The sequence below is a fragment of the Duganella levis genome (genome assembly GCF_009857605.1).
Taxonomy (GTDB): Bacteria; Pseudomonadota; Gammaproteobacteria; order Burkholderiales; family Burkholderiaceae_D; genus Rugamonas; species Rugamonas levis.
This window is the reverse complement of sequence record NZ_WWCT01000009.1, coordinates 63,615-77,602: the sequence shown is the minus strand read 5'-3', so window position 1 is coordinate 77,602 and position 13,988 is coordinate 63,615. Positions and strand designations below refer to the sequence as shown.

General features: G+C 63.1%; 18 protein-coding genes. 10 read left to right on the top strand and 8 right to left on the bottom strand.

The window, feature by feature from the left end; translation table 11 throughout:
- The first annotated feature begins 33 nt into the window (after positions 1-33).
- A complete protein-coding gene (locus GTP69_RS13130; protein WP_161055316.1) occupies positions 34-411 on the top strand; it encodes a TraR/DksA family transcriptional regulator in 378 nt (125 codons plus the stop codon).
- Here the strand turns inward: GTP69_RS13130 and GTP69_RS13125 are convergent.
- Positions 408-770, bottom strand: coding sequence for a hypothetical protein (locus GTP69_RS13125; protein ID WP_110848603.1), 363 nt, complete (start codon positions 768-770; stop codon positions 408-410). The genes GTP69_RS13130 and GTP69_RS13125 overlap by 4 nt on opposite strands.
- A gap of 140 nt (positions 771-910) precedes the next feature.
- On the bottom strand, positions 911-1,462 hold the full coding sequence (locus GTP69_RS13120) for a glycine zipper domain-containing protein (RefSeq protein WP_161055315.1): 552 nt from the start codon (positions 1,460-1,462) through the stop codon (positions 911-913).
- Positions 1,463-1,623: 161 nt separating this feature from the next.
- On the opposite strand from GTP69_RS13120, the gene GTP69_RS13115 reads away from it, so the two are divergent.
- The 4 genes from GTP69_RS13115 to GTP69_RS13100 are packed head-to-tail and all read left to right on the top strand — an operon-like array spanning position 1,624 to position 5,824.
- The gene (locus GTP69_RS13115) at positions 1,624-3,129 is read left to right on the top strand and encodes an EAL domain-containing protein (protein ID WP_161055314.1); all 1,506 of its coding nucleotides are present in this window, start codon (positions 1,624-1,626) and stop codon (positions 3,127-3,129) included.
- A complete protein-coding gene (locus GTP69_RS13110; protein WP_161055313.1) occupies positions 3,126-3,941 on the top strand; it encodes an HDOD domain-containing protein in 816 nt (271 codons plus the stop codon). The genes GTP69_RS13115 and GTP69_RS13110 overlap by 4 nt, the downstream gene beginning before the upstream one ends.
- A 9-nt stretch (positions 3,942-3,950) precedes the next feature.
- A complete protein-coding gene (locus GTP69_RS13105) occupies positions 3,951-5,327 on the top strand; it encodes a PAS domain-containing sensor histidine kinase (RefSeq protein WP_161055312.1) in 1,377 nt (458 codons plus the stop codon).
- Entirely contained in the window at positions 5,324-5,824 is a 501-nt protein-coding gene (locus tag GTP69_RS13100; RefSeq protein ID WP_161055311.1) for a response regulator, read from the top strand. Before GTP69_RS13105 ends, GTP69_RS13100 begins: the two co-directional genes overlap by 4 nt.
- On the opposite strand, the gene GTP69_RS13095 is transcribed toward GTP69_RS13100, so the two are convergent.
- Both GTP69_RS13095 and GTP69_RS13090 read right to left on the bottom strand, forming a co-directional pair.
- Entirely contained in the window at positions 5,825-6,697 is an 873-nt protein-coding gene (locus GTP69_RS13095) for a M90 family metallopeptidase (protein ID WP_161055310.1), read from the bottom strand.
- 116 nt (positions 6,698-6,813) lie between these two features.
- Positions 6,814-7,443, bottom strand: coding sequence for a winged helix-turn-helix domain-containing protein (locus GTP69_RS13090; protein WP_229260927.1), 630 nt, complete (start codon positions 7,441-7,443; stop codon positions 6,814-6,816).
- Between the two features lie 282 nt (positions 7,444-7,725).
- Between GTP69_RS13090 and GTP69_RS13085 the strand changes: the two genes are divergently transcribed.
- On the top strand, positions 7,726-8,772 hold the full coding sequence (locus tag GTP69_RS13085) for an OmpA family protein (protein WP_161055309.1): 1,047 nt from the start codon (positions 7,726-7,728) through the stop codon (positions 8,770-8,772).
- Positions 8,773-8,820: 48 nt separating this feature from the next.
- Positions 8,821-9,684, top strand: coding sequence for a YihY/virulence factor BrkB family protein (locus GTP69_RS13080; RefSeq protein WP_161055308.1), 864 nt, complete (start codon positions 8,821-8,823; stop codon positions 9,682-9,684).
- On the opposite strand, the gene GTP69_RS13075 is transcribed toward GTP69_RS13080, so the two are convergent.
- On the bottom strand, positions 9,670-10,866 hold the full coding sequence (locus tag GTP69_RS13075; RefSeq protein ID WP_161055307.1) for an AI-2E family transporter: 1,197 nt from the start codon (positions 10,864-10,866) through the stop codon (positions 9,670-9,672). The two genes, GTP69_RS13080 and GTP69_RS13075, sit on opposite strands and share 15 nt — an antisense overlap.
- Before the next feature lie 53 nt (positions 10,867-10,919).
- Positions 10,920-11,234 (bottom strand): BON domain-containing protein, encoded by a 315-nt coding sequence (locus tag GTP69_RS13070; RefSeq protein ID WP_110848613.1) that lies wholly within the window; start codon positions 11,232-11,234, stop codon positions 10,920-10,922.
- A 213-nt stretch (positions 11,235-11,447) separates the two neighbouring features.
- On the opposite strand from GTP69_RS13070, the gene GTP69_RS13065 reads away from it, so the two are divergent.
- Genes GTP69_RS13065 through GTP69_RS13055 form a run of 3 tightly spaced genes read left to right on the top strand, consistent with a single transcriptional unit; the run spans position 11,448 to position 12,412 of the window.
- A complete protein-coding gene (locus tag GTP69_RS13065) occupies positions 11,448-11,888 on the top strand; it encodes a glycine zipper 2TM domain-containing protein (RefSeq protein WP_161055306.1) in 441 nt (146 codons plus the stop codon).
- 33 nt (positions 11,889-11,921) lie between these two features.
- Positions 11,922-12,074 carry a DUF3309 domain-containing protein gene (locus GTP69_RS13060; RefSeq protein WP_090192273.1) on the top strand — a complete coding sequence of 51 codons (153 nt, stop codon included), beginning with the start codon at positions 11,922-11,924 and terminating at the stop codon, positions 12,072-12,074.
- 11 nt (positions 12,075-12,085) lie between these two features.
- A complete protein-coding gene (locus tag GTP69_RS13055) occupies positions 12,086-12,412 on the top strand; it encodes a hypothetical protein (protein WP_161055305.1) in 327 nt (108 codons plus the stop codon).
- Between the two features lie 15 nt (positions 12,413-12,427).
- On the opposite strand, the gene GTP69_RS13050 is transcribed toward GTP69_RS13055, so the two are convergent.
- On the bottom strand, positions 12,428-13,630 hold the full coding sequence (locus GTP69_RS13050) for a patatin-like phospholipase family protein (RefSeq protein WP_371867924.1): 1,203 nt from the start codon (positions 13,628-13,630) through the stop codon (positions 12,428-12,430).
- The gene (locus GTP69_RS13045) at positions 13,585-13,980 is read right to left on the bottom strand and encodes a hypothetical protein (protein WP_161055304.1); all 396 of its coding nucleotides are present in this window, start codon (positions 13,978-13,980) and stop codon (positions 13,585-13,587) included. Before GTP69_RS13045 ends, GTP69_RS13050 begins: the two co-directional genes overlap by 46 nt.
- Between the last annotated feature and the right edge of the window lie 8 nt (positions 13,981-13,988).

Sequence of the window (13,988 nt, the reverse complement as noted above, 5' to 3'; positions counted from 1 at the left end):
CCGCACAAGTCCAAGCCGTAAGGAGGTCGCGCTATGAACGGACTGGACGATCACCAATGGCAGACCTTACAGGCGCGGCTGGAACACGCCAGTGCCGCGCTGCTCAGTCAACTCGCGGACGACCTCGACCGCAGCACCGACTTGCGCCTGCCGCAGCCGCATGTGGCGGAAGCCTCGCCGGCCGACAACGCCAGCCAGCGCCTGCTGCACGCGGCCGTGCACGACGCCGCCACGCTGACGTCGCTGCAACTGGGCATCGTGCGCCACGCGCTGGTCAAGTTCATGGACCAAAGCTACGGCTTGTGTGAAAACTGCGGCGAAGTGATCGGCTATTCGCGGCTCGAGGCGCGTCCGGAAGCGCGCCTGTGCATCAACTGCCAGACGCGGCTGGAACAATACGGCAGGCGTTAATCGTCATTCAGCCAAGGCTGGCTGCGGATCTTGGCCACCTGCCGCTGCGCCATCAAGCGCCACAGCTGCAAGGCGTCGGCCTGCTGCTTGACGGTCATGGTGCGCGGCGAGGCCAGCGCGATTTCGCAATCGCGGTCCGACCATTCGGCAAAGCGCACCGCGCCGCCGCTCGATACTTCCATTTCGTACATCAGGCCGTCATCGTAGCCGAAGCGCAGCACCGCGCTGCCGGGGCCGCCATCGGGACTGATCGTGTTACCGCCATAGACGTCGGACAAGGCCGCCGCCAGTTGGGCCTCGGACGGCGCGGCAACGTCGCGTCCGTCCGGACGAGTGAGCACTAGCCATGCCTGCGTCATTGCAGCCTCCGCTCTTCGGTTGATCTGTGCAGACTATCATACCGAAAATTGCCTGCTGCGCCGCCATCGTCTCAGATAAGCAACAGCGCCAGCCGAATGGCAGATAACAAGCTGACACTGTTGCGCTAGCCGGTCGTTCCTCAAACCGGTACCGGCAAGGAATTCGGATTGAAATCGCGCCAGTCGCCGCCGCTGATGGTGCCGTCGGCGCGTTCGATATCGGTCGCGTGCAAACGCCGCAGGATGTCCAGCGCCTTGTCCTCCTGCGCCGTGTCGTCCACCGCCACCGCGATCAGCATGCCGGATTTGCGCGGCGGCCGCACGTTGCTGCCGTCCTCGTCCGGTACGCCGGCTTCCTTCATCTTGTGCAGACTGTACAGCGAACCGACGTGGGCGCCGACCAGCGCGCCCACCACCGGTCCCACCGGCCCGGCAATCGGGATGGTGGCGCTGCCCACCACCGCGCCGGCGATGGCGCCGGTGGCGCCGCCCTTGACCACGCCCTCGTCGCTCTCCTTGGCGCCGGGCGACTTGTCATGGTCGCCGCCCAGTTCGTGCACATCATGCTGCCCGGCCGGATTGACGTAGAAGGCGCTGATCCGTGCCGCCGCAAAACCGGCGCTCAGCAACGCCAGACGCGCATCGGCGATTTCGTCCTGCAACTGAAAATGGCCCGCAATAATCGTGCTCATTGGTGTTCTCCTGGATTAACGTGGCCCCAGTGTGCCCCGCATGGCCAGTGGCTTCCGTTAGCGCGCGCACCATGAAAAAGGTTGAATGCCGCATGCTTATCCGTAATAATCAGTCGATAGTATTTTCGAGCAACAAGCTTCCATATCGATAGGAACGCCTGATGGAGTTCGATGATTCGCCGCCGCGCTACCAACCGCTGGTCGATTTGCGCAATGGCGCCGTCGCCGCCGTCGAAGCATGGCCCGCGCGCGGCGACACTTTGGACCTGCTGCGCCGCAGTTGCGAAGATCGCCAGCTGTGGCAAGGCGGCGCGCTGCATGGCAGCGATATCCAGGTGGCCCTCAACCTGACCGCGCGCCAGCTGCACGATCCACGCTTCGGCGCCGGCGTGGCGGCGCTGCTGGAACAATATGACATTGCGCCGGCGGCGCTGACGCTGGAGCTGGAAGAAGCGGTGCTGATGCTCGATCCGGCCGCCGCCGACACCGCGCTGGACTGGTTCAAGCAACTGGGCGTGAGCCTGACGCTGGACCAGTTCGGCGCCGGCCCGGCCTGCCTCAGCAATCTGCAACGCTATCCCTTCGATTACATCAAGCTCGACAGCGCCGTGGTGCGCGCGCTGAATGATAGCGACAGCGACGCCGCTGCCGCCCAATGCCAGGCGTTGATGGCGATGGCGCTGCATCTCGGCATCCGCGTCGCCGCCGACGGCGTGCAGACCGAAGCCCAGTGCGCCTTCCTGCGCGACAATCTGTGCGACCTGATCCAGGGTGAGCTGTACGCCGCACCGCTGCTGCCGGCCGATATCGGCGCCCTGCTGCGCGAGGACCGCCGCCTGCCGCCGCAGTTGCTGCGGGTACAGGCGCGCAACCGCAGCCTGCTGCTGGTGGATGACGAGGTCAACATCGTATCGGCGCTGAAGCGCCTGCTGCGGCCGGACGGCTACCAAATTTTGACCGCCAATTCCGGCGAACAGGGACTGGAAGTGCTGGCGCAGCAGCCGGTCGACGTGATCATCTCCGACCAGCGCATGCCCGGCCTGAACGGCGCCGACTTCCTGCGCCAGGCACGCAAGCTGCGGCCGGACACCATCCGCATCATGCTGTCTGGCTACACCGAGCTGCAATCGGTCACCGATGCCGTCAACGAGGGCGCGATTTACAAATTCCTCACCAAGCCATGGAACGACGAGCAACTGCGCGACCATTTGCGCGACGCTTTCCGCCTCAAGGAAATCGCCGACGACAACCACCGCCTCAACATGGAAGTGCGCAACGCCAACCACGAGCTGGCCAGCGCCAACCGCCGCATGGAGCAACTGCTGCACCAGATGCAGCGCCAGATCGACCGCGACGAGATCAGTCTCGGCGTCGCCCGCGACATCCTGCAACAATTGCCGCTGCCGGTGATCGGCATGGATGACAACGGCATGATTGCCTTCGTCAACGGCGCTGCCGGCCGCGTGTTCCAGCACGCCGGCGCGTTGCTGGGCAACGAAGCCTGCACCAGGTTGCCGGAGCTGTTCGCCGGCGACGGCTGTTTGCCGCCGGCCGGCCACCTGGCTGACATCGGCGGCGTGCGCTACACCGTCACCGCCTATCCGATGGGCTTGCACTCGGCCTCGCGCGGCAGCCTGATCACGCTCAGCCTGGGAGAGCCGTCATGAGCCACATCGCCCTGGATGAAGTGATACGCCGCGTGCACGACCTGCCGTCGCTGCCGGCGGTGGTGGCCGAGTTGCTGACCAGCATGGAAGAAGACGATATCGACCTGCACTACCTGGCCGGCCGCATCGCGCTCGACCAGGCGCTGACCGCCAAGACGCTGCGGCTGGCCAATTCCTCCTTCTACGGCATGCCGTCCAAGGTCACCAGCATCCAGCAGGCGATGTCGGTGCTGGGCCTGCACAGCGTGCGCACGCTGGTGACTGCCTGCGGCGTGATCGGCACCGTACCGGCCTCGGCCGGGCCGGCGCTGGACTTCGGCCTGTTCTGGCGCCACGCCATCGCCACCGCCGTCTGGGCGCGGGCGCTGGCGCGCCACCTGCGCCAAAGTCCCGACACCGCCTTCACCGCCGGCCTGCTGCACAACCTCGGCACGCTGGTGCTGGCCACCCGTTTTCCCGACGAATACGCGGCGGTGCCGCTGTGGCGCGCCGAGCATGCCGACGCCAGCGTGGCCGACGCCGAGCTGGCCGTATTCGGCGTCGACCATGCGCAGGCCGGCAGCGCGCTGGCGGCGCACTGGAAATTCCCGCCGGCGATCCAGGACGCCATCTGCCACCAGCACCGCGCCAACGCCACCGGCCTGGCGCTGGCGGTCGGCATGGCGCACCTGCTGGCCGAGCCGTCCGACGCCAGCGAGGAACAGCGCGAGCAAGCCTGGACCACCCTCGCGTTCGACGACGAGCAACGCCAGCAGCTGAGCGAAAAATGCCCGCTGATGGTCAACGACATGTGCCAGATACTGGTAAGTTAGGACTCCACGATGAAACTCCCCACCCAGGCCGAAGTAGCGCTGGACGAATTCTTTGACGGCCATCCGGTCGCCACCTTCGCCATCAACCGCCACCACGTCATCACCCACTGGAACAAGGCTTGCGAGCAGCTGCTGGGCTGGACCCGCGCTTGCATGGTCGGCACCCGCAACCAGTGGCAGCCGTTCTACATCAAGGAGCGGCCGCTGCTGTGCGACCTGATCGTCGCCGGCGATGACAATATCGCCGACCATTATCCCGGCCACAGCCACCCGTCGACGCTGATACCCGGCGCCTACGAGTCGGAAGACTTCTTCCCCAACATCGGCGCCAGCGGCCACTGGCTGCACTTCACGGCCGCGCCGCTGCGCGATGCCGAAGGCCAGATAGTGGGCGCCATCGAGACCATGCGCGACGTCACCGAGCGCCGCGTCGCGGAAAACGCGCTGCGCCAGTCGCGCGACAGCCTGGAGCATATCGTCGAGAAGCGCACCGCCCAGCTGGCGCAAGCCAACGACCGGCTGGAAGACGATATCCGCCAGCTAACCGAACTGAACGATCTGCTGTCGGCGGCCCAGCAGCAGCTGGTGCAGGCCGAGAAAATGGCCTCGATCGGCCAGCTGGCGGCCGGCGTGGCGCATGAAATCAACAACCCGATCGGCTATATCTTCTCCAATGTCGGCACCCTGCAGAACTACCTGGAGCAGTTGTTCGAGATGCTGGACGCCTACCAGGCCGCCGAAGCCAGCATCGCCCAGCCGGCCGTGATCACCAAGTTGCGCGCCATGCGCGAGCGCATCGACCTGGATTTCCTGCGCGAGGATATTCCGGCGCTGATGCGCGAGTCGGGCGAGGGACTGGTGCGGGTACGGCATATCGTCGAAGACCTGAAGGATTTCTCGCGTGCCGACAACAACCAGGAATGGAGCCGCGCCGACCTGCACCAAAGCATCGATTCGACGCTGAATATCGTCGCCAACGAGGTCAAGTATCACGCCGACGTGGTCAAGGCCTACGGCGACATCCCGGCCATCGAATGCCTGCCGCTGCAAATCAACCAGGTGGTGCTGAATTTGGTGGTCAACGCCGCCCAGGCCATGGGCGAGCAGCGCGGCACCATCACGCTGCGCACCGGCATGGCCGACGCCGACACCGTCAAGCTGGAGGTGGAAGACACCGGCAACGGCATCGCGCCCGACACGCTGTCACGCATCTTCGACCCCTTCTTCACCACCAAGGCAGTCGGCAAAGGCACCGGGCTGGGCCTGTCGCTGGCGTATGGCATCGTGCAAAAACATAAGGGCCGCATCGAAGTCGATACCGAACTGGGCCGCGGCACCTGCTTCCGCGTGCTGCTGCCGGTGCGCCATTCCGAGGAATTATCATGAGCCGCATACTGCTGGTGGACGACGAACCGAACATGCTGAGCGCGCTGCAACGGGCGCTACGCCAAAGCAAGGCGCTGGCCGGCGCGCAGATCGAGACTTTCACCAATCCGTTCGACGCCCTGAACCGGATCTGCGTGTGCGAATTCGACCTGGTGGTGTCCGATTTCATGATGCCGGAAATGACCGGCGGCGACTTCCTGCAGGCGCTGAAGGACGTGGCGCCGACCACCGTGCGCATCATGCTGACCGCCTCCACCGACTTCAAGACGGCGATGACGGCCATCAACGAGGCGCATGTATTCCGCTTCATTTCCAAGCCGTGGCAGCAGTCGGAGCTGGAACAGAACATCTTGCAGGGGCTGGAGGAGCGCCAGCGTCTGCTTGCCGAGGCCGGCAAGACGCCGAGCGCGGCGGATCAGGAAGCACAGCGGCTGGAGGAAGAGGAACCGGGCCTGCTGCACGTCAAGCGCACCGACGACGGCTCCATCATTCTTTGATCACCAGCTGTAGGCGAACGATACAGGCGGCGGCTCCGGCGGTGCAGGCGGTGGCGGCGGCGACATCCAGCCACGCGGATCGACCCGGTAATACTTGAGGAATTCCTCGTACAGCTCGGCGTGATGCTCGGCCATCTGGTACGGTTTTTCAAAGAAGGTTTCGGTGGCCACGGCGAAGAATTCGGCCGGATTGGTGGCGCCGTACGGGTCCATCACCGTCTCCATGCGGTGCATGGCATGCATGCGCAGGCTCTGGAAATTACGCGACAACACTTCCGACCATTCGCGGTAGCTGGCCGGATTGCCGAGATACGGCGCGCCGTTGGCGCGGCCCGATTCGCTGTCCAGCTGATGCGCAAACTCGTGCAGCACCACATTGTGGCCGTCGGTCCAGTCGCCGGCGCCACGCTGCACGTCGTCCCACGACAGCACCACACGGCCATCGTCCCATGACTCGCCCAGCATGCTCTGCCGGCCCGGCGTAATCACGCCGCCCGGCCCTACTTCGGCGCGCTGCGCCACGAATTCGGAAGGATAAACCAGGATGGTGTGCAAGGCCGGATACACCTTGCTGGGACGGTTCAGCAGCAGCAAGCAGGCCTGACCGGCGATGGTAACGGCCATTTCGTCGGTCACCTCCAGCCCGGCGCAGCCGACAAACTTCTTCTGATGCAGGAACTGCACGACCAGCTTGCGCAACTGCTGCTGCAAGTCCGCCGGCATATTGCGATAGACGGGGATATTACGTTGCAGAACGGCAACCGCCTCGGGCGGCAACGGCCGGGCCAGCACCCGCTGCAGGCGCCAGCGCGGGTAAATGAAGGGCAGCGCGATCGCCAGCGCCGTCAGGCCGATCCAGGTCAAAGCTTCCATGTGCCGCAGGTCCGTGAGATGTGATGCCAGCTAGGTGGGGCTGCATATCAACATTTCAATACGAAAACAGCCGACGCAAGCGCCGGCTGTTCATCATACTCCCGCTGCGACGCGGTTTATTCTGCTTTTTGCTGCGACGGCGCGCTGCCGAACAAGGCGGCGACCAGCGGATCACGCATCACCGGACCACGGTTGACGCGAATGGCGTAATGGGTGTCGTCGGCCAGAATGTGGAAGTGGCGACCGCTGCCGGCCATGGCTTGCTCGCGCAGGCCTGGACGCTCCTTGCGTGGGGCCACGCCTTCGCGCTTCGGCTGGGCGATGGCGGCCAGGAAGGCGGCGATGCGCTCTGGATCAGGAGTCAGCTGGTAGACCGCTTTGCCCAGGTAGGTGGCGGTGCCTTCGACATAGCGCGCCAGTTCGATCACGCCGGCTTCACGCAGGTCGCGGATGTATTTGCGGGCGCCGGACGGCGAAAACTTCAGGAACCAGGCGATTTCGTCGGCCAGCATTTCGTGCAGCGACAGTTCGCCGATCAGTTTTTGCATGTTTTCGATGCGGCGCAGCGTGGCCGAGGTCGAACGCACGCGTTCGATGGACGCCATCGACAGGCTTGGTTTGCGATCCAGCGGTGCCGGCGTCGACCGGTCCAGTAACGAGGTCAAGCGCGCCGTGGTGGAATGCATCTCCGGCGAGGCTTTCATCTCGTTTTGAACCATGGTTTGTTGTTTGCTGACTGCATGCATGGGAACGCTCCTTTAAACTGGATTGGTACGGCTTTGACGCAAGAATGCCGGTTTGTAGGGTTTCAGTCTGTGCGTCAACGAACATTAGCGAAGCATCTATTGCTTTACGTTGGGACAAACGGGAGGCGCGTTAGTTCTGCGATTTGTGACAAATTTGAGACAGCGCAAACTTTGGTGCGGTAGCGAACGGAAAGACCGCACCTTGTCGCCTAATCTTCGGTCCAACAGCGATGCAACAACATTGCTGACGATGAAACTTTTAAACTAATCGGGAGCCACCCTGTGAATAAATCCAAGAAAATCGCCTTCGCCGTAGCAGCACTCTGCGCGTCGTTCTCCGCAATGGCCCAACAAGATCCGGTCATCAACCCTTCGTGGTACATCCAACCGAGCGTCAACGGCATCAAGCCTGACTCGGACTTTGGCGCCACCAGCAAGCGCGGTTACGGCGCTGGCCTGAAATTCGGCAAAGCCGTCAACGAAAACTGGGATGTGCAAGGTGGTTACACCTACAGCCGCTCCCGTGACGGCGTCAACCGCTACCAGCAAGACACGCTGGGCGTAGACGGCCTGTACATGTTCTCGCGTAAATCGTTCCGTCCGTTCCTGCTGATCGGTGTCGGCGCCGAGCGCGACAAGGCCAACCTGCCTAACTACATCGAGCGCAAGAAAAACTCGCCGTACGTCAGCGCCGGCCTGGGCTTCCAGGCCGACATCAACGACCGCACCACCTTCCAGGCCGACATCCGTGACGTGCATGGCTTCATCCGCGGTGACGAATTCCCGAACAGCAAGAGCAACAACTACCTGCTGACCGTCGGCCTGAACTTCGCGTTCAACGCGCCACCGCGTCCAGCCCCGGCCGCACCACCGCCAGCACCGCAAGTGTCGGAACCACCACCGCCACCACCAGCACCGCTGCCACCGCCACCACCACCGCCAGCGCGCTTCGAAAAAGTGACGATGTCTGCGACCGAACTGTTCTCGTTCGACAGCGCCAAGCTGAATTCGAACCAGCCTAAGCTGGACGATATCGCTAACGTGCTGAACAACAACAGCAGTATCGACAACGTGGTCATCACCGGCTACGCCGACCGTCTGGGCAGCGACAAGTACAACCAGAAACTGTCCGAGCGCCGCGCTAATTCGGTCAAGGAATACCTGGTCGGCAAAGGCGTCGCCGCCAATCGTCTGAACGCTGTCGGCAAAGGCGAATCGAATCCTGTCGTGGAATGCAACGACAAGAAACGCGCCGATCTGATCAAGTGCCTGGAGCCTAACCGCCGCGTCGAGGTGGAACAGATCACCATCGAACGCCGCGTGCAATAAACCCCCGCAACTAACAGCCCCGCAATGAAAGTTGCGGGGCTTTTTTTTATGAACAAAAAAAATATCTTCTCGGTGCTGAAATGCACCGTGCTGGAATGGTTCGAGCATCGCGGCAGCAGCATGGGAGCCGCGCTGGCGTTCTATACGCTGTTTTCCATGGCGCCGATCCTGGTGCTGGTACTGGCTGTGGCCGGCTGGTTCTATGGCCCGCAGGCGGCCCAGGGCGAGCTATTCGCCCAACTACGCGGCCTGGTCGGCGCGCAAGGCGCGGAAGCCATTCAGGCGGTGTTGGCCGGCGCGCGCAACAAGGAAGAAGGCCGGCTCGCCACCATGGTGGCCGGCGCCCTGCTGCTGTTCGGCGCGACCACCGTGTTTGCCGAACTCAAGGCCAGCCTGGACGCCATCTGGCAAGTGCCGCCGCTGACCAAGGGTACGGTATGGGATACCATCCGCACCCGCCTGCTGTCGTTCGGCATGGTGCTGGTGCTGGCCTTCCTGCTGATGGTGTCGCTGGTGGTCAGCGCTGCGCTGACGCTGCTGGAGAAATTCTGGGGCAGTTACTGGACCGACGCCGGCGTCGCGCTCACCGGGATCAATATGGCGATCAGCTTTCTTGTGATTGCTGCGCTATTCGGCGTGATCTTCAAGATGCTGCCGCGCGTGAAACTGTCATGGCATGACGTCACCATCGGCGCCGTCGGCACCGCAGCCTTGTTCACGATAGGGAAATATGCGATTGGCGCCTACATCGGCAACAGCGGCGTGGCCAGCAGCTACGGCGCGGCGGGGTCGATGATTGCCGTGCTGCTGTGGGTGTATTACTCGGCGCAGATTTTCTTCCTCGGCGCCGAGTTTGCAAGACAGTATGCGCTACAGCTGGGCAGCCTGCGCAAAACCTCACTCGCCGAGTAGCTCGGCCACCACTTCCATGCCTTCCACCCGCTCGGCGACCACCTTGATGATGACGATCACGGGAACGCCGAGCAACAAGCCCCACACGCCCCACAGCCAGCCCCAGAACAGTAGGCTGACAAACACCGCCGCCGCGTTCATGCGGGCGAAGCGGCCGGTCATCCAGGTCGCCACCACGGTGCCGATCAGCGTGGCGATGGCCAGCGAAGCGCCCATCACCAAAAAGCTCATCTGCAAGGACTCAAACTGCAGGAAGGCGACGATGCCTGTCGCCATCATGATCAGCAGCGGGCCGAAATAAGGCATCAGGTGCAGCAGTCCGGCGACGATGGCCCAGGCGCCGGCATTCTCCAGCCCGATCCAGCGCAAGGCGACCCACATCAGCAGCGCCAGCGCGCCATTGGTCACCAGCAGCATCAGCATGTACTTCTGGATCGAGCTGTTGATGTCTTCCAGGATGTGGACAGTGATTTTTTTCTTGGTCAGCGACGGCCCGGTCAGCTTGACCAGCTTGCGCTTGAAGGTATCGCCCGACAGCAGCAGGAAGAACACCAGGAAAATCACCATGGTGGCCTGGCTGACGAAACCCATCACGCCCATCGAGCCGGCCCACAGCCAGTCCATCACCGGCAAGGTATCGGGCGGCGATGCGGAAGTCGCCCGGCGGGCGGCGCGTTTTTCCTGCGCGCCGGCGGTGGCTTGCTGGAGTTCGGTAGCGACGTCCTGGATGCGCTGCAAGGCGCTCGGTCCACCGCTGTGCAGATGTTCCGACACCAGTTTGGACAGCTTGTGTCCGGCGGTCGGCAACTCTTCCACAATGGCCTGGAACTCGCCTTGCAGTTTTTCCGCCACCACCACCGAACCGCCGAGAATGGCGGCGGTAATCAGCGTCGCGCCGATCACGCGCGGAATGCGGATGCGTTCCAGCCAACACACGAGCGGACTCAGGGTATAGGTGATCAGTATGCCGAGTAATAAAGGAACGAGGAAATTGCGCGACCATTGCAGCGCCCAGACAAAGGCCACGGTCGCAATCACGCCCAGCGCCAGGCCGCGCGCGTTGACATGCAGAGGAATTCGGGAGGGTTCGCGGGGAATTTCGCGGGAAGGCTCGTGAGGAATCGCGCCTTCGGCGGTGCCCGCCTGTGCGTGAGTCCGAGGAAGATCGACAGGCTGGTTCATGATGACTCACAGGGTGAAGCGCCGGCGCGCCTGATGCGCGCCGGCCGGGGGAATTACTTGACGTGCAGGTCGTTTTTCACTGCAGTCACGCCTTTGACGCCACGTGCCACCTGGGCAGCTTTGGCGATATCTTCAGGCTGGGCCACAAAGCCGCTCAACTGCACAGTGCCTTTGAAGGTTTCGACGTTGATTTCAGTCGTTTTCAGGCTAGGCTCGTTGAAGATGCTGGCTTTGACTTTGGTGGTGATCACGGAATCGTCGACATACTCGCCGGTGCCTTCTTTGGTCGAGGTCGATGCGCAGCCGGTCATGGCGCCCAGCAGCGATACGGTGAACAGGGCAGTAGCGATTTTATGTGCGATTTTCATGGCGATTCTCCTTAGAGTAATTAAATGAGTTTGTCAGCCAGCGGGACGTTTGAGGGCGTCTCTGCTACCGATGTCACCATTAAACGCTGGTTCCGGCGCCGCCTCTGTACGTTAGCGTACTAAACTCGGCACGGCGCGGCATCGTGCGTAAGCGCACAGACCCGGCGCGCACCGCTGTTTATTCTGAACTCACACTTTTTCAGGAGAAACAACATGAAACGCTCAACTACGCTTGCCGCCGCTATCTTTGCCGGCGTCGCTGCATTGAGCGGCTGCGCCAGCAACCAGCAGCCGCAACAGATCGGCTATATCAGCAACGACTCGTCCACTTACGGCACCATCGACTCGATCCAGATCATGCAAGCCCAACGTAGTTCCGGCGTCGGCGCCGTGACCGGCGGCCTGATCGGTGGCCTGCTGGGTAACCAGGTCGGCGGCGGCTCCGGCCGTGCAGTCGCCACGGTGGCCGGCGCAGTCGGCGGCGCAGTGGTGGGCAACAACGTCGAAAGCAATCGCAATGCCGGCAAAGAGGAATACCAGATCAGCGTGCGCATGGATAACGGCGACACCCGTATCATCCAGCAAGACAGCATCGTCGACCTGCGCGTAGGCAACCGCGTGCGCCTTATCGACGGCCGCCTGTATCGCTATTAAGCAATCCCCACACACTAAAACAAGGAGAATTACATGGGTACCATCATTCTGATTATTCTGGTTCTGGCCCTGATCGGCGCACTGCCAACCTGGCCGCACAGCCGCAACTGGGGCTACGCGCCTAGCGGCATCACCGGCCTGATCGTGGTCATCCTGCTGATCATGCTGCTGACCGGTCGACTCTAAAGGAGGACATCATGATTCATCGCATCGTTACCGGCGTGATGATGGTGGGCGTGGCGCTGGCCGCACACGCCCAGCAAACCGATACCACGCCACCGCAAAACGTCCAGCTGCAACACCAGGAAATCGCCCGCGGCGAACCTGCCCGCTGGACCGAAGGAGACCAGAGCACCGCCGAACGCACGCGCATCCTGCGCAAGGAAATCGGCGCCGCACTGGCGGAAGCCAAGCAAGGCTGCAAGCAAGTCCCGGCCAGTGAACGCAGCGCCTGCCTCAAGGAGGCGCAGCAGACCTACCAGGACGATATGGCCAAGGTGCCGCAGCTGGTGGCACAGAAGTAAATCAAAACGGGTCGCTCAGGCGGCCCGTTCTGCATGAGGCGCCACCTCCAGCGGCGGCAACTCGTGCACCACCAGCGGCGTGTCTTCCGAGACGAAGCTGAGCCAGCCCGCGGCCTTGATGGCGCGCAGCGCATCCTGATAGCCCTGGTCCCAGCGCCAGTCGATCGAGCCCTGCGAAAAATTGATGTCCTTGGCGGCCATGTTCCAGTCGCGGCCGGCATACGGCAGACGCACCACGTGCAGCGTACTACCGCAGCCCAACGCTTCCAGCTCGGCGGTCTGCGCAGGCGTGCGCTTGTCGGCCGGCAGCGCCGCGTACAGCTCGCGCAGCTTTTGCCGCATCTGGTGGGTGGCGACGTAATCGTCCAGGTGACGCCGCGAACGCGAGGCGAAGGTGACGTCTTTCTGGCGCGTTTGCACCTCGTCCAGCGTCTTCGGCTCTTCGCCGTCGGCGCTCCACAGGTCGACCATGAAACACAGCGTATCGACCTGCTTTCTCTCGTCCAGAACGGTTTCCAGCGGCGTATTCGAATACAGCCCGCCGTCCCAGTACAGATCGCCATCGATGCGCACCGGCGGAAAGCCCGGCGGCAGCGCACCGCTGGCGCGCACGTGGTCGGCGTTGATGGTCAGGTCGCGGTTGTCGAAGCTGCGCAAGGTGCCGCTGGTGACCTTGAGCGCATTCACGGTCAGGCGGATGCCACCCGGCGCGTTGAGGTAATCGAAGTCGATCAGGTCGTTGAGCGTGTTGTGCAGGTCGGTAGTGTCGTAGAAGCTGGCCTGTTCCGGATCGACCGGCGCGCCGGAGGCAAAGGCGCTGAACAGGCGCGGCGTAAAGAAGCCTGGCACGCCGCGCAGCAGCGTGTCCCAGGTTTGCAGCAGGATATTCGAGCGGCGCTGCGCATCCGGCACGCGTCGCATGTCGTAGCTGTCGCGATGGGCGATGCCTTGCCAGAACTGGCGCAGCCGGGTCAGGCGGTCTTCAAAGGGATTGCCGGCCAGGATGGCCGCGTTGATGGCGCCGATGGAGGTGCCGACGATCCAGTCCGGCGCCAGTTGGTGTTCGTGCAGTGCCTGGAACACGCCGGCCTGATAAGCCCCCAATGCGCCGCCCCCTTGCAGGACCAGCACTACGCGCATGCCTGCGGGGTTCAGCGGATTGGGCGCGGTGCTCAAAGCTGCTCTTGTTGCGGTGAGGTTTTGCGGCGCATCAGCCATGCGACGCCGACACCGGCCGCAGTGGCCAGTATCAGTGCTGGCTTGATCAGCTTGCGGCGGGCGATGAACGAACCCACCGTCAGCGCATACGGCATCAGCGATTTCAGCGTCCCCAGCGAGGCCAGGGACTTGAGGCTGAAGCCGCCGCCATCCGAGTGCAGCAAGCCGCCCAGCCGTGCCTGCGCCAGGCCGACCGCATGGTCGATGGCGCCGTGCATCAGGGCATCCGGTTGCAGCGCCTGGCCAACCAGCGCTTTCGAGTGGACCAGCTTAATGCGCCACAACTCGCCTTCACGTATGATTCTTAGCTTCTCGGCCGCCAGTGCGGCCTCATCTTCGTGCTTGCTCACAGCCTCTC